Below are 23,756 nucleotides of genomic sequence, written 5' to 3' on the forward strand. Positions count from 1 at the left end.
GACGACGTCTCGGGCATTCTGCCGTGTTTGCCGGAATTCGCCAACGCCACCCCCGCCACAAGCGCCCGACTCGCCATCACACCCCCGTCCGATCCACGCGACGGCCTCTCACCAGCCCTTATCGGTACACGCGCGGCACGCGCGCCCCGATCCTCGTCACGATCTCATGAGTGATCGTCCCGAGGGTATCGGCCCACTCCTGCGCGGTCGGCTCGCCGTCGGTGCCGGGCCCGAACAGGACCACCTCGTCCCCGGCCGACAGCGGGTCGTCGCCGACATCGATCATGAACTGATCCATGCACACCCGTCCGGCGATCACCCGTCGTCGGCCCGCCGCCAGGACCTCCGCCCGGTTCGTCGCGTGCCGCAAGATGCCGTCGGCGTACCCGAGGGGCACCAGGCCAAGCGTGGTTTCGCGATCTGTGACATAAAGGTGTCCGTAGGAGACGCCGGCCTCGGCGGGCACCCTCTTGGCTAGCGCGATCCGGGCGGTCAGGGTCATGGCGGGGCGCAGCCCGAAGTCGCCCAGCTCGGGGATGGGGCTCAGGCCGTAGACCGCGATGCCGGGCCGGACCATGTCGTACCTGGTCTGCGGCAGGGTCATCGTGGCGGCGGAGTTGGCGAGGTGGCGCAGCACCCCGGAGCCGCCCGCCCCGGCCTTCTCGGCGATGGCCACCGCCTCGTCGAAGCGCTGGATCTGGGCCTCGATGGACGGGTGGCCGGGGATGTCGGCGCAGGCCATGTGCGACCACAGCCCGGCGATCCGCAGCACGCCCTCGGCGCGCAGGGCGAGCGCCCGGTCCACGAGCCCGCCCCACTCGGCGGCGGTGGCGCCGCCCCTGGTGATGCCGGTGTCGGCCTTGAGGTGCACCTCGGCCACCCGGCCGGTACGCCGCGCCGCCGCCGCGATGTCGTCCAGCAGCCACTCCGCGCCCGCCGACAGGTCGATGCCGGCCAGCAGCGCGTCGTCCAGCGCCTCGCCCGGACCGATGATCCAGGCCAGGATCGGCGCGGTGATCCCCCCGGCCCGCAACGCCAGCGCCTCGGCGATGTACGCGGTGCCCAGCCGCTCGGCGCCCGCCTCCAGGCACGCCCTGGCCGTGGGCACCAGCCCGTGGCCGTACGCGTCGGCCTTGACGGCCACCATCATCTCCGCACCGCGCGCGTGCTGCTTGAGCAGCGAGATGTTGTGCCGGATCGCGGCCAGCTCGATGCGGGCCTCGGCCGGCGGGGTCGGGAAGTTCATTGCTCCAGTTTGGCAGGCCGCCATACCCGATGGGACAGGCTCGCGCAAGGCCCTGTTGTCAAAGTGACGCCGGTGACAGCAGGGCGCGCAGGGCGCGGGGCAGGGACTCGGCGACGTCCAGGGCGGCCAGCGGGGCGCCGGCGCTGGCCTCGCGGGCGGCCAGCGCGTGCGTGTACGCCGCGCAGGACGCCGCGTCGTAGCAGCTCAGCCCGGCCGCGAGCAGCGTGCCGGCGATGCCGGCCAGCACGTCGCCGGTGCCGCCGGTGGCCAGCCAGGGGATGCCGTTGGTGTTGACCCGCGCCGGGCGGCCCTCCTCGGCGATGACGGTGGTCGAGCCCTTGAGCAGCACGGTCGCGCCCAGCTCGGACGCCGCCCGGCGCGCGTGCTCGAGACGGCGCGCCTCGATCTGCTCGCGGGGGGCGCCGATCAGCCGGGACAGCTCGCCCGCGTGCGGGGTGAGCAGCACCGGGGCCCGGCGGCGCAGCAGCGACCGCTCGCGGGCGACCAGGGTGAGGCCGTCGGCGTCGATGACCACGGGCTCGTCGCCGGCCAGCACCGAGCGGGCGACCTGCAGCGCGTCGTCGTCGGTGCCGAGGCCGGGACCGAGCACCCACGCCTGCACCCTGCCCACCTCCTCGACGCCCTCGCCGGGCTTGAGCGTGGTGATCACGGCCTCGGGCCAGCGGGCGCGGACGGCGGAGACGGGCAGCTCCTGCCCGGCGTAGCGGACCATGCCGGCGCCGGAGCGGACCGCGCCGCCGACGGCGAGGACGGCCGCGCCGGTGAAGCGGGAGCCGCCCGCGGCGATCCCGACCACGCCGCGGCGGTACTTGTCGGACTCCGCGCCCGGCCGCGGCCACAGGGCGCCGACGTCGGCGGCGGTCAGCGCGGCCACGTCGGGATCGGGCAGGTACGGGCCCAGCCCGATGTCCACCAGCGTGACCTCCCCGGCGTGCTCGGCGCCGGGATCGACGAACAGCCCCGTCTTGTACGCCCCGAAGGTCACGGTCGCGTCGGCCCGGAACGCCGGGCCCTCGACCCGGCCGTCGCTCGAGGCCACCCCGGTCGGCACGTCCACCGCCACCCGCAGGCCGGGCGCCTGGTTCGCCAGGGTCACCAGGTCGGCGTACGGCTGCCGCAGCGCGCCGGAGCCGCCGATGCCGAGCAGGCCGTCGAGGATCAGGTCGGCCCCGCCCAGCGCCTCGCGGGCGCGCTCCTCGGAGTACGGCGCGGCGCGCCCGCCCGCCTCGCGCAGCGCGGCCAGCCCGGCCTCGTGGGCGCGCGACCCGGCCAGCACCGCCTCCACCCGGGCGCCCCGGCGGGCCAGGCGGGCGCCGGCGTACAGGGCGTCGCCGCCGTTGTCGCCGCCCCCGGCCAGGACGGCCACCCGCGAGCCGTACACGCGGCCCGCGCGCCCCGCGAGCGCGCCCGCGCACGCCGCGGCCAGGCCAGCGGCGGCGCGCTGCATCAGCGTGCCGGGAGGCAGCAGGGCCATCAGGGCCTGCTCGGCGGCCCGGATCTGCTCGGAGGTGTAGGCGATCCGCATGCTCCGACGCTATCGCGATGGCAGGCCGCTCACCCTGATCGGCGTGTCAGCCCTCCGCGATCACGTACGCGATGGCCACGCCGCCGTCGTGGCTGAGGGACAGGTGCCATCGGCGCACGCCGAGCGACGCCGCGGTCTCGGCGACCCGGCCGTGCACCCGGAGTTCGGGGCGGCCGTGCTCGCCGGTGACGACCTCGGCCTCGCGGTGGGCCAGCCCCGGCGGCGCGCCCAGCGCCTTGGCCACGGCCTCCTTGGCCGCGAACCTGGCCGCCAGCGACTCGGCGCGCAGCCCCCGCTCCCCCTCGGTGAACAGCCGCTCGCGCATGGACGGCACGCGTTCCAGCGCCGCGGCGAACCGCGCCAGGTCCACCACGTCCACGCCGATGCCCACGATCACACCGCGAAGCGTACCTAGAACTCGCCCTGCTCCCAGGGGCCCCAGATCGCGAAGGTCAGGCCGCGGTCGGACTGGACGTTGACGAAGAGGGTCTGGCCGCCGGGGGCGAAGGTCGCGCCGGCGAACTCGGCGTCGGGGTCGCCGGGCACCGGGACCAGGCGGGCGAAGTCGAAGATCTCGCCGCGCCGGGTGAGGCCGCGCACGTAGTTGGCGTCGGCGCCGTCCTCGCACAGCACGAGGGTGCCGCGCGGGCTGGTGGTGATGTTGTCGGGCAGGTCGAGGGCCATCGCGCCGGGCGACTCGTAGACCAGGCGCAGCATGCCGTTCCAGGTGTCGTACGCCCACACCTGGCCGCGGCCCCTGCCGAAGCCGCCGGAGGGCGGGTCCTCCCCCTTGGCGGTGGCGCCGCCCTGGGTGGAGGTGAAGTAGACGGTGCCGTGGTGGTGCACCGCGCCCTCCAGCCTGGAGAAGATCGCCGCGCCCTTCTCCAGGCCCTGGCGCGAGACGGCCCGGCTCGCGGTGTCGTTGGCGGGCGTGCCGGTGAAGGCGGGGTCGGGGTCGTCGATGTCCACCCAGGCCGTCTCGTACGCCGCGCCGGGCTTCTGCCCGAGCGACAGGTCCTCCCCCGGCGCGCCCCTGACCGCGAGCATCTGGAGTCTGCCGCCGTCGAGGATGCGCCCCGCGCGCATCGGGTTCTTCGGGGGGAGGTAGCGGTAGAAGCCGGAGGGGAAGCGGTAGTTGTCCTCGGTGAGGTAGATCGCCCCCTGCCTGGGCTCGAACGCGGCCGACTCGTGCATGAACCTGCCGGCGGCGCGGATCGGCCGCCCGCTCGCCCGGCCGCTGAGCGGCACCTCGAAGATGTAGCCGTGCTCGCGGGTCAGCCGCGTGTTGTCGCCGCCGGTGTGGTCGTCGCCGACGTCGGGGCCGTTGACGGTCTCCTCGCACGACACCCAGGCGCCCCACGGCATCGGGCCGCCGGAGCAGTTCATCTGGGTGCCGGTCAGACTGGGCCAGGAGCCGAGCACCTCGCCGCGCCGGGTCACCCGGAGGGTGACGGTGCCGCCGCCCGCGGCCCGGTCGTAGGCGTGCGCCGGGTCGCCGAAGGCCCCGGCGGGCCCGTTGACCTCGTGGTTGCGCACCAGGATCACGCTGCCGCCCGGCCCGCGGAAGGCGGCCATGCCGTCGTGCCGCCCCGGGGTGACCCCGCCCCCGGTCAACCGGCCGCCGGCGGGGTCGAAGGAGCGGTAGCCGAACCCTTTGGGAAGGTGCAGCCGCACCTCGCCGTCGCGCTCGTCGGGCACCGCGCGCAGCTCGCCGTAGCCCCGGGCGGGCGCGGGACGGGCGCCGCCGCTCTCGCCGGCCTTGGCGACGCCGGCGTACGGACCCGTGCCGGGAGTGGGCCCGGCGCACGCCGAGACGGCCAGCGCGCCCCCGGCGGCCAGGAACCGCCTGCGCCCGAGCCCGCCCCCGGCGCGATCGTCGCGACGCCCTCGACTGCCCACAGGCTCAGCTCCTCCGCTCGGCCGGCGGTTCAGATTACGTCAGGCCGCGTCCGCCCGGCGGTCGTACCGTGGACATCCGCCGTTCACCGGGGCCGCGCCCTACCCATATCTACGCCAAAGTAATCCCATGTAGTTGTCCACAGGCTGTGGACAAACCCCCACCCCCCGGCGGCGGCGTCCGGAGGGCGGTAAGTAGGCTTCGCGTCATGGTCACTGGGGTGCCCGCGGCGGTCGCGGCTTCGCCTTACGTCGAGCTGAGCCGGGAGCAGTGGCGCGATCTGCGCAAGAACACACCGCTCACGCTCACCGAGGAGGAACTGGAGGAGCTGCGCGGCGTCGAGGATCCGATCGACCTCGCCGAGGTCACCGACATCTACCTGCCGCTCACCCGCCTGCTCAACCTGCACTTCACCGGCGCCAGGCAGCGCGGCGCGGCGGTGAGCGCGTTCCTGGGCGAGCGCAGCGCGCCGCCGCCGTACGTGCTGGGGCTGGCCGGGAGCGTCGCGGTGGGCAAGTCCACCACGGCGCGGCTGCTGCACACGCTGCTGGCCCGCTGGCCCGAGCACCCGAACGTCGAGCTGATCACCACCGACAGCTTCCTGTACCCCAACCGGGTGCTGGCCGAGCGCGGGATCATGGACCGCAAGGGGTTCCCCGAGAGCTACGACCGGCGGGCGCTGGTGCGGTTCGTGGCCGAGGTCAAGGCGGGCGCCCCCGAGGTGACCGCGCCGGTCTACAGCCACCTGGAGTACGACATCGTGCCCGGCGCCACCCAGACGGTCCGGCGGCCCGACATCCTGATCGTCGAAGGGCTCAACGTGCTCCAGCCCGCGCCGCCGACCTCGCTGGCGGTGTGCGACTACTTCGACTTCTCCATCTACGTGGACGCCCGGGTGGAGGACATCCGGCACTGGTACGTCGAGCGCTTCCACAAGCTACGCCGTACCGCCTTCTCCGACCCCAAGTCCTACTTCCGGCACATCGCCGAACTGCCGGAGGACGAGGCCACCCGGTTCGCCCGCGAGGTGTGGCGCGAGATCAACGAGCGCAACCTGGTGGAGAACATCGCGCCGACCCGGGGCCGGGCAGGGCTGGTGCTGCACAAGGGCCCCGACCATTCGGTGCAGAAGGTACGCCTGCGCCGGTCCTGACACCCCCGTAGGGTGGTCGCCGTGCTGCACATGCGCGTGATCAGCCCGCGGGACCGCACCGAGGACGCGGTCGGCTACCTGACCGCCGCGACCGGCGTGACGAACCTCGTCGTGCTGGCGGGGGCGGCCAGGGACCCGCAGGGCGACCTGATCCTGTTCGACGTGGCCCGCGAGGCCGCCAACCACGTGATCGACCACCTCAAGGAGCTGCGCGTCCACGAGGACGGCTCGATCGCGGGCGAGCACGTGGACCTGTCGCTGTCCCATGCCGCCGAGCGCGCCGAGGAGGAGGCGCCCGGCGACAGCGACGACGCGGTGATCTGGGAGGAGCTGGCCCAGCGCGTCGCCGACGACTGCAAGGTGACCTGGGCGTTCCTGGCGTTCATGGCCATCGCGGTGCAGATCGCCGCCATCGGCGTGGTGGTCAACTCGCCGATCCTGATCGTGGGCGCGATGGTGCTCGGGCCGGAGTTCGGCGCCATCGCGGCCATCTGCTTCGGCCTGCTGACCGGCCACCCGCCGGTGATCCTCAGGGCGCTGCGCACGCTCGCCGTCGGCTTCGCCGCGGCCATCGCGATCACCCTGGTGTGCGCGCTGGTCTCGCGCCCGCTCGGCTGGCTGGACGCCGGGATGCTGAACACCGGGCACGAGGAGGTCCAGTTCATCGTCAAGCCCGACCGCTGGTCGTTCATCGTGGCGCTGCTGGCCGGGATCGCCGGGGTGCTGTCGATCACCGCGGGCAAGTCGTCCTCGCTGGTCGGGGTGTTCATCTCGGTCACCACGGTCCCGGCCGCCGGGTACGCCGCGCTGGGCATCGCGCTGGGCCAGTGGAGCGAGGTCGGCGGCTCGGTCGCGCAGCTCGCGGTCAACATCGCCGGCATGATCATCGCCGGCACGCTCACCCTGTACGCCCAGCGCTTCCTGTGGGCGCGTTTCGGCAGGCGGGCGCCCGCGGCGCTGCGCCGAACCCTGACCGCGCCCCCGGGTTCCCCTAGGGGCGCCGGACGGCTGCATGGCCGCATGGACGAGCCATAGTTCCTTCGTTCGGACGAGGTGGCGGGGTGCGTACGGGGAGTAGGGTCCGGATCATGCGGACCTCGACCATCCTGGCCACCGAGGGGCTCTCCAGGCGCTTTCCCCGGGTCACGGCGCTCGACCGGCTCACGGTCACCGTGGGCCCGGGGGTGACCGGCCTGGTGGGCGCCAACGGCGCGGGCAAGTCAACCCTGATCAAGATCCTGCTCGGCCTGCTCGAACCCTCCGAGGGGAGGGCCCAGGTGCTCGGCATGGACTCCGGCAGCCAGGGCGCCGAGATCAGGCGGGCGGTGGGCTACATGCCCGAGCACGACTGCCTGCCCCCCGACGTGTCGGCCACCGACTTCGTGGTGCACATGGCGCGGATGTCCGGCCTGCCGCGCACGGCCGCGCGCGAGCGCGCCGCCGACACGCTGCGGCACGTCGGCCTGTACGAGGAGCGCTACCGCCCGATCGGCGGCTACTCCACCGGCATGAAGCAGCGGGTCAAGCTGGCCCAGGCGCTGGTGCACGACCCCAAGGTGGTCTTCCTCGACGAGCCGACCAACGGGCTCGACCCGCAGGGGCGTGACGACATGCTCGGGCTGATCCGCCGGATCGGGTCGGAGTTCGGCATCAGCGTGCTGGTCACCTCGCACCTGCTGGGCGAGCTGGAGCGGGTCTGCGACCATGTGATCGTCATCGACGGCGGGCGGCTGCTGCGCTCCTCGGCGATCTCGGAGTTCACCCAGGCCACCCAGTCGGTCACGGTCGAGGTCGAGGAGGGCCCCGAGGCCCTGGCGGCCCGGCTGGCCGAGCTCGGCGAGACCGTCACGCCGCAGGGGCGCGCGCTGGCGGTGCTGGTGCGCGGCCCCGAGACGTACGACGCGGTGCGCGACGCCGTGTGCGACCTGGAGCTGAGCCTGATCCGGCTGGAGCAGGGCCGCCAGCGCATCGAGGACGTCTTCCGCGGCTCCGCCGCCGACATGACCGAGCCCGCCACGGCCCCCGGCCTGGCGGCGACGACCGTACGGGGGGACTCATGACGGCGACCCCGGCCCCCGGGCCGACCGGCGTCATCCACGACATCGGCTACCGCCACTACGACGGGCCGCTGCTGGGCCGGCGCCAGGCGTTCGGCGCCCTGACCGGCTACAGCCTGCGCGGCGTGTTCGGCCTGGGCCGCCCGGCCCGCGCCAAGATCATGCCGTTCATGCTGGCGGTCATCATGCTGATGCCGGCCGCGCTGGGCATCGCGATCATGGCGCTGGCCAAGGAGACGTTCGTCGGCTACACCGGCTACGCGGTGCAGATGCAGGTCGTGCTGGCGATCTTCGTCGCGGCGCAGTCACCGTACCTGGTGGCTCCCGACCTGCGGTTCCGGGTGCTGCCGCTGTACCTGTCGCGTCCGGTGACCGTGCGCGACTACGTCGGCGCCAAGCTCGCCGCGCTCATCACCGCGATGTTCCTGCTGCTCGCGATCCCGCTCACCGTCATGTACGCCGGCGAGCTGCTGATCGACCTGCCCGGCGCCCCGCGCACCTCCGACTACCTGGCCTCGGTGACCACGGCGCTGATCCACGCGGTGGTGCTGGCCTGCATCGGCCTGGCCATCGCCTCCTTCACACCCCGGCGCGGGCTCGGGGTGGCGGCGGTCATCGCGTTCTTCCTGCTGACCGCGGCCACGTCCACGGTGGTCGCCGCGGTGCTCTACGAGCTCGGCAGCGCCGGCGCCGGCTGGGCGCTGCTGATCAACCCGTTCCACATGGTGGACGCGGTGCAGGTGTGGCTGTTCGGCACCCCGTCCTCCTTCGCTGACATCCCCTACCCCGACGGGATCGGCGGCCCGGCCGCGGCGCTCGGCGTGATCGCGCTGATCGCGCTGTCGCTGGCCGCCCTCACCGCCCGCTACCGGAAGGCGGCCTCGGCATGACCGCGCAGACCGTGAACGCCCCGCAGACCGCCACCGAGGCCGCCGCGATCGAGCTGCGCCAGGTCTCCCGCTGGTACGGCAACGTGGTCGCGGTCAACGACGTCACCATGACCATCGGCCCCGGCGTGACCGGCCTGCTCGGCCCCAACGGCGCCGGCAAGTCCACCCTGCTGCACATGATGGCCGGGTTCCTGGCCCCCTCCAACGGCACGGTGACCCTGAACGGCCGGCCCATCTGGCGCAACCACGAGATCTACCGTGACATCGGCCTGGTGCCCGAGCGCGAGGCCGTCTACGGCTTCCTCACCGGCTGGCAGTTCGTGCTCTCCAGCGCCAAGCTGCACCGCCTGCCCGACCCCGAGGCCGCCGCCACCCGGGCCCTGGCCACCGTCGAGATGCAGGACGCCAAGGACCGCCGCATCGAGACCTACTCCAAGGGCATGCGGCAGCGGGTCAAGGTCGCCGCGGCCATGGTGCACGACCCGCGGGTGCTGCTGCTCGACGAGCCGTTCAACGGCATGGACCCGCGCCAGCGGCTGCACCTGATGGACCTCGTGCGGGCCATGGGCGCCGCCGGCAAGACCATCCTGTTCAGCTCGCACATCCTGGAGGAGGTCGAGCGGGTCGCCCAGCACATCGAGGTGCTGGTCGCCGGCCGCCACGCCGCCTCCGGCGACTTCCGCGAGATCCGGCGCCGGATGACCGACCGGCCCCACCTGTTCAAGATCCGCTCCAGCGACGACCGGCGCCTGGCCGCCGCGCTCATCGCCGACGCCTCCTCCGGCTCGGTCTCCCTGTCGGAGGCCGGGCTGGAGGTCCAGGCCATCGACTTCCGCCGCTTCACCCGCCTGCTGCCCCGCGTGGCCCGCGACGCCGGCGTGCACATCTGGCAGGTGAGCCCCGCCGACGAAGACCTCGAAAGCGTCTTCTCCTACCTGATCACCCGGAGCACCCGATGAACTCCACCATCGCGGGCATCAGCTACCGCGCCGTCATCGGACGGCGCCGGATCTGGCTGCTCGTCCTGCTGCCCGCGGCGCTGCTCGGGCTGGCCGTGCTGCTGCGCCTGGTCGGCAGCGCCGACGAGCGGTCGGCCGTGGTCCTGATGCAGACCTTCGCGATCGGCACCATGCTCCCCCTCGTCGGGCTGATCGTGGGCACCGGCGTGATCGGCCCCGAGGTGGACGACGGCACGATCGTGCACCTGCTGGCCAAGCCGATCTCGCGCCCGGTCATCGCGCAGACCAAGTTCCTGGTCGCGGCCTCCCTGCTGGCCGCCTTCGCCGCCGTGCCCACGTTCCTGGCGAGCTACCTGCTGGTCGGCACCGAGTCGGGCGTGGCCACCGGGTTCGGCCTGGGCGCCCTGGCGGGCGGCATCGCGTACGCCGCGGTCTTCCTGCTCCTCGGCGTGCTCACCAAGCACGCGGTCGCGGTGGGCATCGTGTACGCGCTGGTCTGGGAGGGCCTGGTCGGCAGCCTGGTGCCCGGCGCCCGGCAGTTCTCCATCCAGCAGTGGGCCAAATCGATCGCCGACCAGATCTCGACCTCGGCCTTCCTGGAGACCGACGTGGCCCTGAGCTTCGCGGTGCCGGCCCTGATCGTGGTCACCGTCGGCACCGTGGTGTGGGCCGGGCAGCGCCTGCGCTCCTTCTCCCTCACCGGCGACGAGTGACCCGCACGACGAAGCCGACCCGCACGACGAAGCCGACCCGCACGACGAAGCGCCCCCGCCATGGCGGCGGGGGCGCTTTCGCGTCCATAAGGCGCGGATCGCGGCCATGACGCGTGGGTCGCGCGCGTCAGGCGCGGGCGCGCGTCAGGCGCAGGTCGCGCGGACGACGCCGGCCAGGTGTTCGGCCACCTCGCTGGCCTGGTCCTGCGAGGCCGCCTCGACCATGACCCGGATCATCGGCTCGGTGCCGCTGGGCCGGATCAGCACCCGCCCGGTCTCGCCGAGCAGCGCCTCGGCCTTGGCGATCTCGGCGGCCAGCTCCTCGGAGGCGGCGGCCTTGGCCTTGTCCACGTTCTTGACGTTGATCAGGATCTGCGGCAGGCGGGTCATCACCGAGGCCAGCTCGGCCAGCGGGCGGCGCTCCTTGGCCAGCACCGACAGCAGGTGCAGCGAGGTGAGCAGGCCGTCGCCGGTGGTGGCGTGGTCCAGGAGCAGCACGTGGCCGGACTGCTCGCCGCCCAGGTTGTAGCCGCCCGCCTTCATGGCCTCCAGCACGTAGCGGTCGCCGACGGCGGTCTCGATCACCTTCATGCCCGCGTTGCGCAGGGCGATCTTGAAGCCGAGGTTGGACATCACCGTGGCCACCACGGTGTCCTGCGCCAGCTTGCCCTCGGCCCGCATCGCCATGGCGAGGATGGCCATGATCTGGTCGCCGTCCACCAGCTCGCCGGTGTGGGTCACCGCCAAGCAGCGGTCGGCGTCGCCGTCGTAGGCCACCCCGACGTCGGCGCCGCGCGAGACCACCACCTGCCGCAGGCGGTCCATGTTGGTCGAGCCGTAGCCGTCGTTGATGTTCAGCCCGTCGGGCCGGGCGCCGATCGCCTCCACGTCGGCCCCCGCGCGCAGCAGCGCCTCGGGCGCGACCATGTGCGCCGCGCCGTTGGCGCAGTCGACCACGACCTTGATGCCCTCAAGGCTGCCCGGGATGGTGGTCAGCAGGTGGGAGATGTAGCGGTCGGCCTCGCCGTACGCCTCCCTGACCCGGCCCACCGAGGCCCCCACCGGACGGTCCCACTTCTCGCCCATCCGCCGCTCGATCTCGTTCTCCACCGCGTCGGGCAGCTTGAAGCCGCCCCGGGCGAGGAACTTGATCCCGTTGTCGGGCGCGGGGTTGTGCGAGGCGGACAGCATGACGCCGAGGTCGGCGCCGAGCGCGGCGGTGAGGTAGGCCACCGCGGGCGTGGGCAGCACGCCCAGCCGCAGCACGTCCACCCCGGACGACGCGAGGCCGGCGACCACGGCGGCCTCCAGGAACTCGCCCGAGGCACGCGGGTCCCGGCCCACGACCGCCACCGGGCGGCCACGCCGCCCGGTGCTCCCGTCGAACGCACCGGCATCGCCGAGGACGTGAGCCGCCGCGACCGAGAGGTCCATGGCGAGCTCGGCCGTGAGGTCGCGACCCGCGACCCCACGAACCCCGTCGGTGCCGAACAGCCGGCTCGTCAACGCTTGCTGTACTGAGGAGCCTTACGGGCCTTCTTCAGGCCGTACTTCTTGCGCTCCTTGACCCTCGCGTCGCGGGTCAGGAAGCCGGCCTTCTTCAGCGGCGGGCGGTTGGTCTCCACATCCAGGATGGCGAGCGCGCGGGCCAGGCCCATGCGCAGCGCGCCGGCCTGGCCGGTCACGCCGCCGCCGTCGATGCGGGCGATGACGTCGAACTGGTCCTCGGCGCCGAGCGTGACGAACGGCTCGTTCACGATCTGCTGGTGGACCTTGTTCGGGAAATAGGTGTCCAGCGAGCGGCCGTTGATGGTCCACTTGCCGGTGCCCGGCACGATGCGCACGCGGGCGATGGCCTCCTTGCGGCGGCCGGTGCCGTACGAGTTGCCGGTGGTGACAGGCTTGCGCACGGGGGCGTCGCCGCCGGGGGCGGACTCAGTGGTGTACTCGGACGGGAACTCCTCGCCGGAGTAGTCCTCCAGCTCGCCCTCGATGGGCGTCTCGACACCGGTGGGCTCGGCCACGGTTCTCCTCTTTGGTTTCGTCTCTCGGCGTCAGCCGTCGGCCAACGGTGCTGTGCTACTGGGCGATCTGAGTGATCTCGAAGGGGACCGGCTGCTGAGCGCGGTGCGGGTGCTCCGGGCCGGCGTAGACCTTCAGCTTCTTGGCCATCTTCCGGCCGAGGGCGTTCTTGGGCAGCATGCCCTTCACCGCCTTCTCCACGGCGCGGTCGGGGCGCTTTTCCATGAGCTCGCTGTAGGACACCGAGCGCAGACCGCCCGGGTAGCCCGAGTGGCGGTACGCCTTCTTCTGCTCCAGCTTGTTGCCGGTCAGCGCGACCTTGTCGGCGTTGATGACGATGACGAAGTCACCGGTGTCGACGTGGGGCGCGAAGGTCGGCTTGTGCTTACCGCGGAGCAGGGTCGCGACGTGGCTGGCCAGCCGGCCCAGGACGACATCGGTCGCGTCGATGACGTACCACTGACGCTGGACGTCAGCGGGCTTCGGTGAGTACGTGCGCACGGTCGTAGGCCTTCTTTGCTCGCGTCTTCGGCGCTGTCGGAAGTGACAGCTCACTGTCGTCACTGTCGGAATCGACAGCGTCTGGTATCGGAGGGTGCGGGCACACGACGGCCCGACCTTCCGTCTCCGCTGTACGGGAGATGACGCCGGACGCGCCGCGCTTCGGTCGCGAAGGACCGACTCGCACACAACGAACAAGCAGAATACCGCCCCGCCACCGGGGGGTCAAAACGCCGCCACGCGCGGGAACGGCGATGAGATGCGGCCTGGAGCGGCGGCGACGAGCGACAGAACGGTTGAATCTAGTTACCGCTAACCTCTTCTTCCCCAAGACATATCATCTCTATCGTTGGCTGCGGTATGTGGCAACATCCTCACCCCCGTGGCACCCAGCGGGTCGTCCGGCGACGTAACCACCTGGGGATGTTGGCCTGCCTTCTTCTCGCCGTGCTGGTCGCGGGCATCCTCATCGGCCGCCTGTCGCGCGGCCCCGAGACCCCGGACCAGGTTTACCTGAACAACGCCACGCCGCCCACCCCCACGCCCTCGGCACAGGCCGCCAAGCCGCAGGCGGGACGGAGCCGGGCGCCGCTCGGCACGGTGATGCGCGAGCGGGAGCCCGCCCAGACCCAGCGTGCCAAGCCCACCTCCAGCGCGTCCAGATCCAGGGCGCCGCGCGACGGGATGATCGACGGCTCCTTCGAGGCCGGCGACACGGCCACCGTGATCGGCCCCGACACCGGCGCCGACGGCGACGACCTGGCCATGCTGACCCCGGTCGAGGCCGAGGTCGTCCGGCTCACCAACAACGCCCGGCGGCGCAACGGGTGCGCCCCCCTGCGCGTGGACGCGCGCCTGGTCAAGTCCGCGCGCACCCACTCCCGTGAGATGGCCCGCAGCGGCGTGTTCTCCCACAACTCCCCCAACGGCGGCTCGCCGTGGAAGCGCATGGAGCGGGCCGGCTACTCCGACGGCGGCGCGGAGAACATCGGCCGCGGCTACCAGAGCGCCGAGGAGGCCGTGCGCGGGTGGCTGTCCAGCCCCAGCCACCGGCAGAACATCCTCAACTGCAGCCTCGCCGCCACCGGCGTCGGCTTCTCCGACGGGCCCGGAGGCCCGTGGTGGACGCAGGACTTCGGGTATTCGTGACCTGTTGCGTGCCGGTTGGCGGCTAATCTCGGCTCATGGGCTACCCCGGGGAACCGCCACGCCGCCAGCCGTACGACGGGCAGGAGCCGTCCGCTCCACGCGGAGAGAGCTGGTTCGACGCGCCGCGCCGCGGCCGGTCCGAGGGCCCTCCTCCCGGCACCGGCCCCGCCACCGGCCCGTTCGGCCGGCCTGACAGCGGGCCCGCCACGGGCCCGTTCGGCCCGCCCGAGACCGGCCCCGCCACCGGCCCGTTCGGGACGTCTGACCCCGGGCCGGCCACCGGCCCCTTCGGCCCGCCCGACATCGGTCCGTCCTCCGGCCCGGCCACGGGGCCGCTGTCCGCCGTCCCGCCGTACGACCCGTACGCGCCCGGCGGCCCGTACGCCCCCGAGCCCGCGCCCGCCGCGCCCGAGCGTCCGATGGCGTTCGGCGACCAGGGCGGCCTCGGCGGCACGGGCGCGTTCTCCCGGCCCGCCGACTTCGGCCCGCCGTCGCCGGTCAACGGCAACCGGCCGATCAACGGCGCGCGGCACACGTACGGCGGCGGGCCGAGCGCCCCCGACGCCGGCGCGCCCGCCCCGGGACGCCCGCCCGCGGCGCCCGGCGCCCAGTCCTTCACCGACCTGCTCAACAACCGTCAGGGCGGGCTGGGCACCGCCGACCCCCTGGGCCCCGCGCCGTCGCCCACGGGGCGGCCCGACCCGGGGTTCGACGCCTTCAACCCCCGGCCCGACGCCTTCGGCCCCGGACCCGACGCCTTCAACCCCGCGCCCGACGCCTTCAAGCCTGGACCCGACGCCTTCGGCCCCGGACCCGACGCCTTCGGCCCCCGGCCCGACGCGTTCGGCCGTCCGGAGGCGCCGCCGCCGTCCCAGCAGCAGGCGCGGCGCGAGGCGCCGTACGAGCCGCGCCGCCGCGCCCCGGAGGGCGACCCCGCCGAGCGGCAGGGCCCGCCGTCGGGGCCGATCGGCGAGCCCGTGCCGGCCGCCGCCCCGCTGCAGAGCCCGCGTCCGGCGGACGAGGAGCCGATCAAGCCCGACCCGCCGCGGCGCAAGGAGATGTGGAGCCCGTACGACGAGGGCCCGCGCTCCCGCCGCCCCGTCTACATCGCGCTGGTCGCGGTCGCCCTGCTGGTGGCGGGCGGCTTCGGGCTGGCCGCCATGGCGTCCTCCGGCGACGACGACGCGACCGCCACGGCCGAGCCCGCTCCCCGCCCCACCGCCTCGCTGCCGCCCGCGGCCCCGGGCGGCAAGGACGGCTTCGCGGCGTCGCGCGCCACCGACAAGTACCCGCTGACGCTCAACGAGATCTTCCCCAAGAAGAAGATCACCAAGGGCGGCGCCACGTACGTGATGACCACCCGCAGGACCGACAAGACCTGCAAGAACGGCGCGACCGGCGACAAGCTGATCAAGGCGCTGTCCACCGGCAAGTGCAACCAGCTCCTGCGCGCCAGCTTCCGCGACTCGTCCGGCAAGATCATCGGCACCGTCGGCGTGGCCAACCTGCAGACGGCCAAGATGGCCGCCAAGGTCGTCTCGGTCGCGGCGGGCGGCAAGCTGGAGGACTACGTCAAGCCGCTCCCCGGCAAGGACGAGGTGACCAAGGCGCTGGGCAGCGGCCAGGCCAACGCCGGCGCCTGGCGGCACGGGCACTACGCGGTGCTGCTGTGGTTCCAGTTCAAGGACGGGCACACCCCCACCACGAGCGAACGCAAGAAGCTCACCAAGGCGGCGCTCGACATCACCGACGCCACCGTCTTCCCCGCGCTGGACTCCCGCACCCTCACCGGACGCCGCCCGTGATCCCCCGAACCTCCCACAGAGGTGACAAAGACCATCAAAAGGGCAGCGGTTCCGGTTATACCGGGGTGACGATCTCCGTCTCTCGCTACAGTGCGGCGTATGCGTGGTCAGGATCCGCGGTCCGAGCACGAAGCTGAGCTCGACGGCTCGTCCGCCCCGGCGACCCCGCCGCCGAGCTTCGGCCGGCCGACCGTCGCCCCGCCGCCGCCCGGCCCCCAGCAGTCCCCCGGACACCCGGCACCGTACGCCGGCCCCAGCCCGCAGGCGGCGCCCGTCGGCGTGCCCGCGCCCCCGGACCCCGACGCCGACGTCCTGCCGGCCGCCGAGCCCCACACCCCGGCCGCCGTCGCCCAGCCCTGGGAGGTGCCCGCCGACGGCCCCGCCTACGACTGGTACGCCGGCGCCCCCACCGACCCCAACCTGCCCGCGCCCGCCGCCCCGGAGCGTCCCACCCCCGCCAATCCGGACGATCCAGACAATCCAGGACGACCCGGCCCCACCGACCTGGAGCGTCCCGCTCACGCCGACCTGAACTGGAAGCCGCCCGCGACCTTCACCGCCGCGGCGGCGGGCATGGCCGTGTGGCCCGGCGCCGCCGACTCCTCCGCCGCCGCGCCCTGGCCGGCCGCCACCGGCGAGCCCGTCGAGGACCCCGAGCCCGCGCCCGTCCCCGAGCCCCCGTCCGACCTCGCCCCGCTGCGCTTCGCCACGGCCGACGAGCCAAGGGACGAGATCGTCTGGCCCCCGCCCGGCCCCGACGCCGCCGACGGCACGGCAGTGGCGCGAGAGGCCGCCTCCCCGGCCCCCGGACTCTCACCTGGACAGGACGCCCCGGAGCCCGGCGACGCCCAGGACGCCTCGCACGAGTTCCACGCTCGCGACGACGCGAGCGGCGTTTCCGGCACCGAGCGCGACACCCGAAACGACGTCGGCGACGCCCAGGGCACGAGCCGCGACGAGCCGCAGGACGTACCGGATGCCGACGCGGCGCGGACCGCGGCGTCCGACGCGTCCGGCCCCCGCGACGCGACCGGTCCCGCTCCCGGCGAGGGCTTCGGGGCGGGCGACGCCACGCTGACCAGGCCCGTGCACCGGCCCCGGGAACCCCAGGACATCCCGGTCTGGCCTCCCCGCCCCACCTCCCGCGACACCGCCCCCACGGTGACGGCGCCGGGCGAGGAGACCATCCCCGTCGCACGCGGCGAGAGCACCATCCCGGCAGGAACCCCTACCGGTGACCACCCCTCTACCAGCGCCACCGAAGGGCCACCCGTGCTTCAGGGACGCGTCGATCCGATCGACTCCCCGCCCCCTCCCCCGGGCCACACCTCCCCCTCGCCCGACGGCGTGCAAGACGCCCCGACCGGTCCCGCCGACCAGAGCGGGCCCGGCCCGTACGCGGGCCCGGCCGACATGCCCGCAGGCCAGGCGATCCACGGCATGCAGGGCACGCACAACCCCATGGGCTACCCGCAACCGTCTGCGCCGCCCTTCCCAGGCCAGGACGCCCTCGGCCACCCGCCGGCGGGGCCCCACGACGCCGCCCCATACCCGGCGCCGTTCCCGAACCCCGGCCCCGACCAGAACGGCGCGCAGGGCCCGAACGGCGGCCCGGCACCGTTCCCCGCACCGGGTCCCAACCCCGGGCACTTCCAGGACGGCGCGCCCACCCCGTTCCCCCCGCCCGGCGTCCCCCAGGACGGAGCGCCCGGCCCCAACAGCGGCCCGACGCCCTTCCCCGCACCGGCCGCGAACGGCGGCCCCGGGCCTGACGCCGCGTACGGCCCCACCCCGTTCCCCCCGCCCGGCCCCAACGCCGCGCACTTCCAGGACGGCCTGCCCACCCCGTTCCCCCCGCCCGGCGTCCCCCAGGACGGAGCGCTCGGCCCCAACAGCGGCCCGACGCCGTTCCCGGGGCACGGCCCGAACAGCGGCCCCACACCCTTCCCAGGACACGGCCCGAACAGCGGCCCCACACCCTTCCCGGGACACGATCCGAACACCGGCCCGACGCCGTTCCCGGGACACGGTCCCAACAGCGGCCCCACGCCCTTCCCCGGGCACGAGCCCAGCACCGGACCAACCCCCTTCCCCGCGCACGGGGCCGATGCCGGACACGGTCACGACCACGCGCACGGACCCGACAGCGGCCCGGCGCCGTTCGCCGCGCCGGGCCCGCACGGCGGTCCCGGGCCTCAGCAGGGCTCTGAGCCGGGCTTCCCGGCCGGTCCCCCCTTCCCCCCGCCCTTCGGGTCGGTGGACGGCCCCGACGGCAGCGTCTCGCCCAACGCGGCGACTCCGCCCAACGGGTTCGGGGTGACGGCGCAGTTCGGTGACTCCGGCTTCCCGGCCGCGCCGCCGCAGTCCGGTAACGGCGCCGGGGCGCCGGGGGCTCCGCTGCCGCCCGTGAACGGGGCCGAGTTCCCCGCCTCCCCCAACGGCTCGGGACCGCACTCGCCGGGCGACGGCACCGGATTCCCCCCGCCGCCACACGCGGGCGGAACCGACTTCCATGTGCCACCGCAGGCCCTGCCGCCTCACGCGGGCAACGGGACCGGCGCGCAGCAGGCCGCGCCCGCCCCGTGGGCCGAGGCGCAGACCGGCGACCAGCAGGCCATGCGGGCGCCCGCGCTGCCGCCGTTCGGCGAGACCAAGAGCCAGCCGCAGGGCGAGCCGGGCCAGGTCACCTCGCTCCTCCCGTCGAGCGGGGCCGCCGGCATCGGGGCGCCGTCACACGCGGGGGCACCTCCCGGAGCCCCGGCGGCGCCCGCGGATGGCGGCGCCGCGCCCTGGGGAGCCGCAGCCCAGGAGCAGGAGCCATGGGGCGGCCCCGGCGGGGCCGTGCGGGGCAACGAGCTGCCTCCACCCCCGCCCCTGTCCGAGGGCCCGCGCGGGCCGTTCACCCCGCCGCCCACCGGCGGGGAGGGCGAGCCCGCCACCCTGGCGCCGCCGCGGGAGCGCAAGCGGCGTACGGGGCTGCTCGTGGCGGCGGCGGTGCTCGTCGCGGCGGCCGTGGGCGCCGGGGGCTACTTCGGGTTCCTGGCGCTGACGGGCTCCGACGACAACCGCGGGACCACGGCCCAGCCGCTCCCCCGCCCAAGCAGCGGCGGCGAGGTCGGCCCGGAGGCGGTCGGGGCGTCCGTGCTCGACGACGAGACCACCGACCCGCAGAAGATGACCCTGGCCGAGGCGTTCCCCGACCGCAAGATCGAGATCGCGGGGCTGACCTTCACCCGGGTGGCGCAGGAGCTCACCGAGACCTGCGAGAAGGCGGCGCTGGGCGACTTCGCCGAGGCCCTGAAGCTGAACCGGTGCACGGCCGTGCTGCGCGCGACGTACGTGGACGCCAAGAAGCGGTTCGCGGTCACGACCGGCATCGCGGTGATGCCCACCAAGGAGAGCGCCATCGCGGCCGACAAGGCCAAGAGCCTGGCGCAGAACGTGTGGTTCCGCGGGCTGGCCGGCAAGAAGGGCTCGGGCGCCGACCGGGTGCACATCGCGGGCGGCTACGCGTCCGGGCTGGTGTGGGGCCGCTACATCGTGTTCAGCTACGCCACCAACGCCGACGGCCACACCCCCACGGCCAAGGAGAAGGGGCTGGGCAAGGTGAGCGGCGAGTTCCGCGACAACACCGCCATGGTCCTGGAGCGCCGCATCACCGGCTGACCCCGACCCGCCCGCCCGGTGGGGCAGGCGGACGCCAAGGCCGGACGGGTGGGTGGGTCAGGCCGGCGGGGCCAGGGTGCGCAGGCGGCGGGTCTGGGCGGCTCTGGCGGCGAGGTCCGGCTGTGCCGGGTAGCGGACCTCCTCCAGGCACAGGCCGTGCGCCGGGGCCACGTGTACGCCCGAGTCGCGTACGGCCCTGGCCAGCACCTCCCCCGGCCACTCGACCGGGCGGCGGCCGTCGCCCACGGCCAGCAGCGAGCCGACCAGGGCGCGCACCATGGAGTGGCAGAACGCGTCGGCCACGACGGTCGCGACGAGCACCCCGTCGTCCTCGCGCGCCCAGTCGAGCCGCTGCAGCTCGCGGATCGTGGTGGCGCCCTCGCGCTTCTTGCAGAAGGCGGCGAAGTCGTGCTCCCCGAGCAGGCGGGAGGCGGCGGCGTTCAACAGGTCGAGGTCGAGGGGACGCAGGTGCCACAGGACCTCGTGCCGCCGCAGCGGGTCCACCCCGCCCGGCGCGTCGCTCACCCGGTACGCGTACCGCCGGGAAAGCGCGGAGAACCGGGCGTCGAAGCCCTCAGGAGCCACGCTGAGCCGGTGAACGCGCACATCCGCGGGCAGAACCCCGGACAGCCGCCTCAGCAGCGCAGGAAGCCGCTCAGCGACGCCGAGCGGTTCGAGGGGTTCGAGCGGGCCGCCCGGCGGGACCTGGGCGGCGGCCGGATGACGGCGGTCGCGGGTCAGCGCGTCGAAGGAGGCCACGGGCAGGTCCACGTGCGCGACCTGGCCGCGGGCGTGCACGCCGGCGTCGGTGCGCCCGGCGACGGTGAGCCCGGGAGGCGGGTCGAGGCGCAGAATCCGCCCCAGGGCCGACTCGATCTCACCCTGCACGGTACGCCTGCCGGGCTGCGCGGCCCAGCCGGAGAAACCGGTGCCGTCGTATCCGAGATCGAGCCGGACGCGTACGACATCCTGCACGTTTCGCTCCTGTCACTCCCCTGACGAACGCTCATCGCCCCAGCACACCCGCCAGGCACCCACCACAGCCGCGCTCTCCGAAAACGCCATGCTCCCCGGAAAGGCCATGCTCCCGAGAACGCCACGCTCCCGGAAAGGCCACGCTCCCGAGAACGCCATGCTCCCGAGAACGCCATGCTCCCGAAGGGGCCATGCTCCCGGGAACGCCGTACCGCTCGCGAACACCATGCTTCCGGGAACGCGGACGGGCCCGGCGCCCCCGAGCGTAGCGGGGACACCGGGCCCGTATGGACCGAGCGCGGCCTCACTTCCGGACAGAGCCGGTGGATCAGGCCTCGTCCTTCTTGGCCTCGTCCTTGGGCTCCTCGGCCGCGTCCTGCGGCTCGTCGGCCACCGCGTCCTTCGGCTCCTCGGCCGCCTCGGCCGCCTCGGCGGTCTCGGCCGCCTTCGGGGCCTCGGCCGGAGCGGCGGCGGGGGTGGTGCGGGAGACGGTCACCGGGCGCATCGGCTCGGTCACCAGCTCGATGATCGCCATCGGCGCGTTGTCACCCTTACGCGGCCCGATCTTGGTGATCCGGGTGTAGCCGCCCGGACGCTCCGAGAACGTGGGAGCGATCTCCGTGAACAGGTGGTGGACGACGCCCTTGTCCCTGACGACGGTGAGCACCTGCCGGCGGTTGTGGATGTCGCCCTTCTTGGCCTTGGTGATCAGCCGCTCCGCCAACGGGCGCAGGCGCTTGGCCTTGGCCTCGGTGGTGCGGACGCGGCCGTGCTCGAACAGCTCGGTGGCGAGGTTCGCCAGGATGAGCTTCTCGTGCGCCGGACCGCCGCCCAGGCGAGGGCCCTTGGTGGGCTTCGGCATTGCCTTCTCCTTGTGAGTGAACCCGCCCCGGCCGTATCAGGTACCGGAGTCGGGCCGGCGGGCGCGCGGTCGCACGACCGCGCGCCCCCGATGATCTAACGCGAAAAACTCAGTACTGCTCGGTCTCGACGTAGCGGCTGTCGTCGTCGTCGCTGTAGTCGCCGGCCACCGCGCTCGGGTCGAACCCGGGCGGGGAGTCCTTGAGCGCGAGCGACATCTCGTGCAGCTTCTGCTTGACCTCTTCGATGGACTTGGCGCCGAAGTTCCTTATGTCCAGCAGGTCCTGCTCGCTGCGCGCGACCAGCTCGCCCACCGTGTGGATGCCCTCGCGCTTGAGGCAGTTGTAGGAGCGGACCGTGAGGTTCAGCTCCTCGATCGGCAGCGCGAGGTCGGCGGCGAGCGCGGCGTCCGTCGGGGACGGGCCGATGTCGATGCCCTCGGCCTCGACGTTGAGCTCGCGGGCCAGGCCGAACAGCTCGACCAGGGTCTTGCCCGCGGAGGCCACGGCGTCGCGCGGCTTCATGCTGGGCTTGGTCTCGACGTCCAGGATCAGCCGGTCGAAGTCGGTACGCTGCTCGACACGCGTCGCCTCGACCTTGTAGGTGACCTTCAGCACCGGGGAGTAGATGGAGTCGATCGGAATCCGGCCGATCTCCTGGCCCGGCTGCTTGTTCTGCGCGGCGGAGACGTAGCCGCGGCCGCGCTCGACGGTGAGCTCCATCTCCAGCTTCGCCTTGCCGTTCAGGGTGGCGATGCGGAGCTCGGGGTTGTGCACCTCGACACCGGCCGGGGGCGCGATGTCGGCCGCGGTGACCTCACCGGGGCCCTGCTTGCGCAGGTACATGACCACGGGCTCGTCGTGCTCGGAGGAGACGACCAGCTCCTTGAGGTTCAGGATGATGTCGGTGACATCCTCCTTGACCCCGGGCACGGTCGAGAACTCGTGCAGCACGCCCTCGATGCGGATGCTGGTGACGGCCGCCCCCGGGATGGAGGACAGCAGCGTGCGCCGCAGCGAGTTGCCGATGGTGTAGCCGAAACCGGGCTCCAGCGGCTCGATGACGAACCTGGAGCGGGTCTCCTCAAGGGACTCCTCGAGGAGGGTGGGACGCTGAGCGATCAGCATGTGGGTTCTCCCCTTTGTTCCACGGCGCCCGCCATATGACGCCGTCGGTGTATCAAGCCTATGCCGTACGGCCGGCCCGCGGCGGCCGGACGTACGGCACAGGATCGAGCGCTACCCCTTACTTGGAGTAGAGCTCGACGATGAGCTGCTCCTGGACCTGCGTGTCGATCTGCTGCCGGACCGGGAGCTGGTGCACGAGGATGCGCATGGCGTCGGGCACGACGCCCAGCCACGCCGGGATCGTGCGGTCGCCCGCGGTCGCCCGCGCGACCTCGTACGGCATCAGGTTGCGCGACTTCTCGCGGACCTCGATGATGTCGTGCTCGCGAACGCGGTAGGACGGGATGTTGACCTTCTTGCCGTTCACGAGGATGTGGCCGTGGCGCACCTGCTGGCGGGCCGCGTCGCGCGACTCGGCGAAGCCGGCGCGGTAGACCACGTTGTCGAGGCGGCTCTCCAGGATCTGCAGGAGGTTCTCGCCGGTCTTGCCCGCCTTGCGGTTGGCCTCGACGTAGTAGTTGTGGAACTGCTTCTCCAGCACGCCGTAGATGCGGCGGGTCTTCTGCTTCTCGCGGAGCTGGAGCTGGTACTCCGACTCCTTGGGACGCCCGCGGCCGTGCTCACCCGGCGGGTAGGGCCGGATCTCGATCGGGCACTTCGCGGACTCACACTTCTTGCCCTTGAGGAAGAGCTTGGTCTTCTCGCGGCGGCAGAGCTTGCAGTCAGCTCCGGTGTAACGAGCCATATCTCCGTAGTCTCCTGGCCTCAGACGCGCCGGCGCTTGGGCGGACGGCAGCCGTTGTGCGGAACGGGGGTGACGTCCTGGATCGAGCCGACCTCCAGGCCGGTGGCCTGCAGCGAGCGGATCGCGGTCTCGCGGCCGGAGCCCGGACCCTTGACGAAGACGTCGACCTTGCGCATGCCGTGCTCCATGGCGCGGCGCGCGGCGTTCTCCGCGGCCATCTGCGCGGCGAACGGGGTGGACTTACGGGAGCCCTTGAACCCGACGTGGCCGGCGCTGGCCCAGGAGATCACGTTCCCCTGAGGGTCGGTGATCGAGACGATCGTGTTGTTGAACGTGCTCTTGATGTGGGCGTGCCCGTGAGCGACGTTCTTCTTTTCCTTGCGGCGCACCTTCTTGGGCGCACCCTGGCGGCTCTTAGGAGGCATGTGTTGCGATTCTCCGAAA

At 73.4% G+C, this 23,756-nt stretch carries 21 protein-coding genes; 9 read left to right on the top strand and 12 right to left on the bottom strand.

From position 1 onward, the window contains the following. Positions 1-118: 118 nt before the first annotated feature. Genes alr through HNP84_RS44955 form a run of 4 tightly spaced genes read right to left on the bottom strand, consistent with a single transcriptional unit; the run spans position 119 to position 4,691 of the window. Positions 119-1,246, bottom strand: coding sequence for an alanine racemase (gene alr / locus HNP84_RS44940; RefSeq protein ID WP_185056228.1), 1,128 nt, complete (start codon positions 1,244-1,246; stop codon positions 119-121). Between the two features lie 58 nt (positions 1,247-1,304). After that, positions 1,305-2,792: an NAD(P)H-hydrate dehydratase gene (locus tag HNP84_RS44945; RefSeq protein ID WP_185056229.1), complete on the bottom strand. Its 1,488-nt coding sequence runs from the start codon at positions 2,790-2,792 to the stop codon at positions 1,305-1,307. Between the two features lie 46 nt (positions 2,793-2,838). Then, positions 2,839-3,189, bottom strand: coding sequence for a holo-ACP synthase (locus HNP84_RS44950; protein WP_185056230.1), 351 nt, complete (start codon positions 3,187-3,189; stop codon positions 2,839-2,841). 14 nt (positions 3,190-3,203) lie between these two features. Further along, positions 3,204-4,691 carry a PhoX family protein gene (locus tag HNP84_RS44955; protein ID WP_312927121.1) on the bottom strand — a complete coding sequence of 496 codons (1,488 nt, stop codon included), beginning with the start codon at positions 4,689-4,691 and terminating at the stop codon, positions 3,204-3,206. 206 nt (positions 4,692-4,897) lie between these two features. Here HNP84_RS44955 and coaA point away from each other — a divergent pair, with 206 nt between their 5' ends. Genes coaA through HNP84_RS44985 form a run of 6 tightly spaced genes read left to right on the top strand, consistent with a single transcriptional unit; the run spans position 4,898 to position 10,461 of the window. Then, positions 4,898-5,842: a type I pantothenate kinase gene (gene coaA, locus HNP84_RS44960; RefSeq protein ID WP_185056231.1), complete on the top strand. Its 945-nt coding sequence runs from the start codon at positions 4,898-4,900 to the stop codon at positions 5,840-5,842. A 30-nt stretch (positions 5,843-5,872) separates the two neighbouring features. After that, a complete protein-coding gene (locus HNP84_RS44965; protein ID WP_221337562.1) occupies positions 5,873-6,877 on the top strand; it encodes a DUF389 domain-containing protein in 1,005 nt (334 codons plus the stop codon). 53 nt (positions 6,878-6,930) lie between these two features. After that, positions 6,931-7,902, top strand: coding sequence for an ABC transporter ATP-binding protein (locus HNP84_RS44970; RefSeq protein ID WP_185056234.1), 972 nt, complete (start codon positions 6,931-6,933; stop codon positions 7,900-7,902). Beyond that, positions 7,899-8,789, top strand: coding sequence for an ABC transporter permease (locus HNP84_RS44975; protein ID WP_185056235.1), 891 nt, complete (start codon positions 7,899-7,901; stop codon positions 8,787-8,789). Before HNP84_RS44970 ends, HNP84_RS44975 begins: the two co-directional genes overlap by 4 nt. Continuing rightward, positions 8,786-9,748: an ABC transporter ATP-binding protein gene (locus HNP84_RS44980; protein WP_185056236.1), complete on the top strand. Its 963-nt coding sequence runs from the start codon at positions 8,786-8,788 to the stop codon at positions 9,746-9,748. The genes HNP84_RS44975 and HNP84_RS44980 overlap by 4 nt, the downstream gene beginning before the upstream one ends. Beyond that, a complete protein-coding gene (locus HNP84_RS44985) occupies positions 9,745-10,461 on the top strand; it encodes an ABC transporter permease (RefSeq protein ID WP_185056238.1) in 717 nt (238 codons plus the stop codon). The genes HNP84_RS44980 and HNP84_RS44985 overlap by 4 nt, the downstream gene beginning before the upstream one ends. Positions 10,462-10,605: 144 nt before the next feature. Here the strand turns inward: HNP84_RS44985 and glmM are convergent, their stop codons facing one another. The 3 genes from glmM to rplM are packed head-to-tail and all read right to left on the bottom strand — an operon-like array spanning position 10,606 to position 12,984. Continuing rightward, positions 10,606-11,967: a phosphoglucosamine mutase gene (gene glmM, locus HNP84_RS44990; protein WP_185056239.1), complete on the bottom strand. Its 1,362-nt coding sequence runs from the start codon at positions 11,965-11,967 to the stop codon at positions 10,606-10,608. Further along, the gene (rpsI, locus tag HNP84_RS44995; RefSeq protein WP_185056240.1) at positions 11,964-12,485 is read right to left on the bottom strand and encodes a 30S ribosomal protein S9; all 522 of its coding nucleotides are present in this window, start codon (positions 12,483-12,485) and stop codon (positions 11,964-11,966) included. The genes glmM and rpsI overlap by 4 nt, the downstream gene beginning before the upstream one ends. Before the next feature lie 55 nt (positions 12,486-12,540). Continuing rightward, complete coding sequence (rplM, locus tag HNP84_RS45000) at positions 12,541-12,984, bottom strand: 50S ribosomal protein L13 (protein ID WP_185056241.1); 444 nt, start codon at positions 12,982-12,984, stop codon at positions 12,541-12,543. Positions 12,985-13,407: 423 nt separating this feature from the next. On the opposite strand from rplM, the gene HNP84_RS45005 reads away from it, so the two are divergent. From HNP84_RS45005 to HNP84_RS45015, 3 genes are all read left to right on the top strand, one after another. Then, on the top strand, positions 13,408-14,133 hold the full coding sequence (locus HNP84_RS45005; RefSeq protein WP_185056242.1) for a CAP domain-containing protein: 726 nt from the start codon (positions 13,408-13,410) through the stop codon (positions 14,131-14,133). A gap of 35 nt (positions 14,134-14,168) precedes the next feature. Further along, positions 14,169-15,938, top strand: coding sequence for a hypothetical protein (locus HNP84_RS45010; RefSeq protein WP_185056243.1), 1,770 nt, complete (start codon positions 14,169-14,171; stop codon positions 15,936-15,938). Positions 15,939-16,037: 99 nt separating this feature from the next. Continuing rightward, entirely contained in the window at positions 16,038-19,604 is a 3,567-nt protein-coding gene (locus HNP84_RS45015) for a hypothetical protein (protein WP_185056244.1), read from the top strand. A gap of 57 nt (positions 19,605-19,661) precedes the next feature. Here HNP84_RS45015 and truA read toward each other — a convergent pair whose 3' ends face one another. The 5 genes from truA to rpsK all read right to left on the bottom strand — a co-directional run bounded on the left by truA (position 19,662) and on the right by rpsK (position 23,737). Beyond that, complete coding sequence (gene truA, locus HNP84_RS45020) at positions 19,662-20,579, bottom strand: tRNA pseudouridine(38-40) synthase TruA (protein WP_185056246.1); 918 nt, start codon at positions 20,577-20,579, stop codon at positions 19,662-19,664. Positions 20,580-20,907: 328 nt separating this feature from the next. Next, positions 20,908-21,441 carry a 50S ribosomal protein L17 gene (gene rplQ / locus HNP84_RS45025; protein WP_185056247.1) on the bottom strand — a complete coding sequence of 178 codons (534 nt, stop codon included), beginning with the start codon at positions 21,439-21,441 and terminating at the stop codon, positions 20,908-20,910. Between the two features lie 109 nt (positions 21,442-21,550). Then, entirely contained in the window at positions 21,551-22,567 is a 1,017-nt protein-coding gene (locus HNP84_RS45030; RefSeq protein WP_185056249.1) for a DNA-directed RNA polymerase subunit alpha, read from the bottom strand. Between the two features lie 118 nt (positions 22,568-22,685). Beyond that, complete coding sequence (gene rpsD, locus HNP84_RS45035) at positions 22,686-23,312, bottom strand: 30S ribosomal protein S4 (RefSeq protein ID WP_185056250.1); 627 nt, start codon at positions 23,310-23,312, stop codon at positions 22,686-22,688. 20 nt (positions 23,313-23,332) lie between these two features. Then, positions 23,333-23,737, bottom strand: coding sequence for a 30S ribosomal protein S11 (gene rpsK, locus HNP84_RS45040; RefSeq protein WP_185056251.1), 405 nt, complete (start codon positions 23,735-23,737; stop codon positions 23,333-23,335). Positions 23,738-23,756: the final 19 nt, after the last annotated feature.

The organism is Thermocatellispora tengchongensis (assembly GCF_014202315.1).
GTDB classification, from domain to species: domain Bacteria; phylum Actinomycetota; class Actinomycetes; order Streptosporangiales; family Streptosporangiaceae; genus Thermocatellispora; species Thermocatellispora tengchongensis.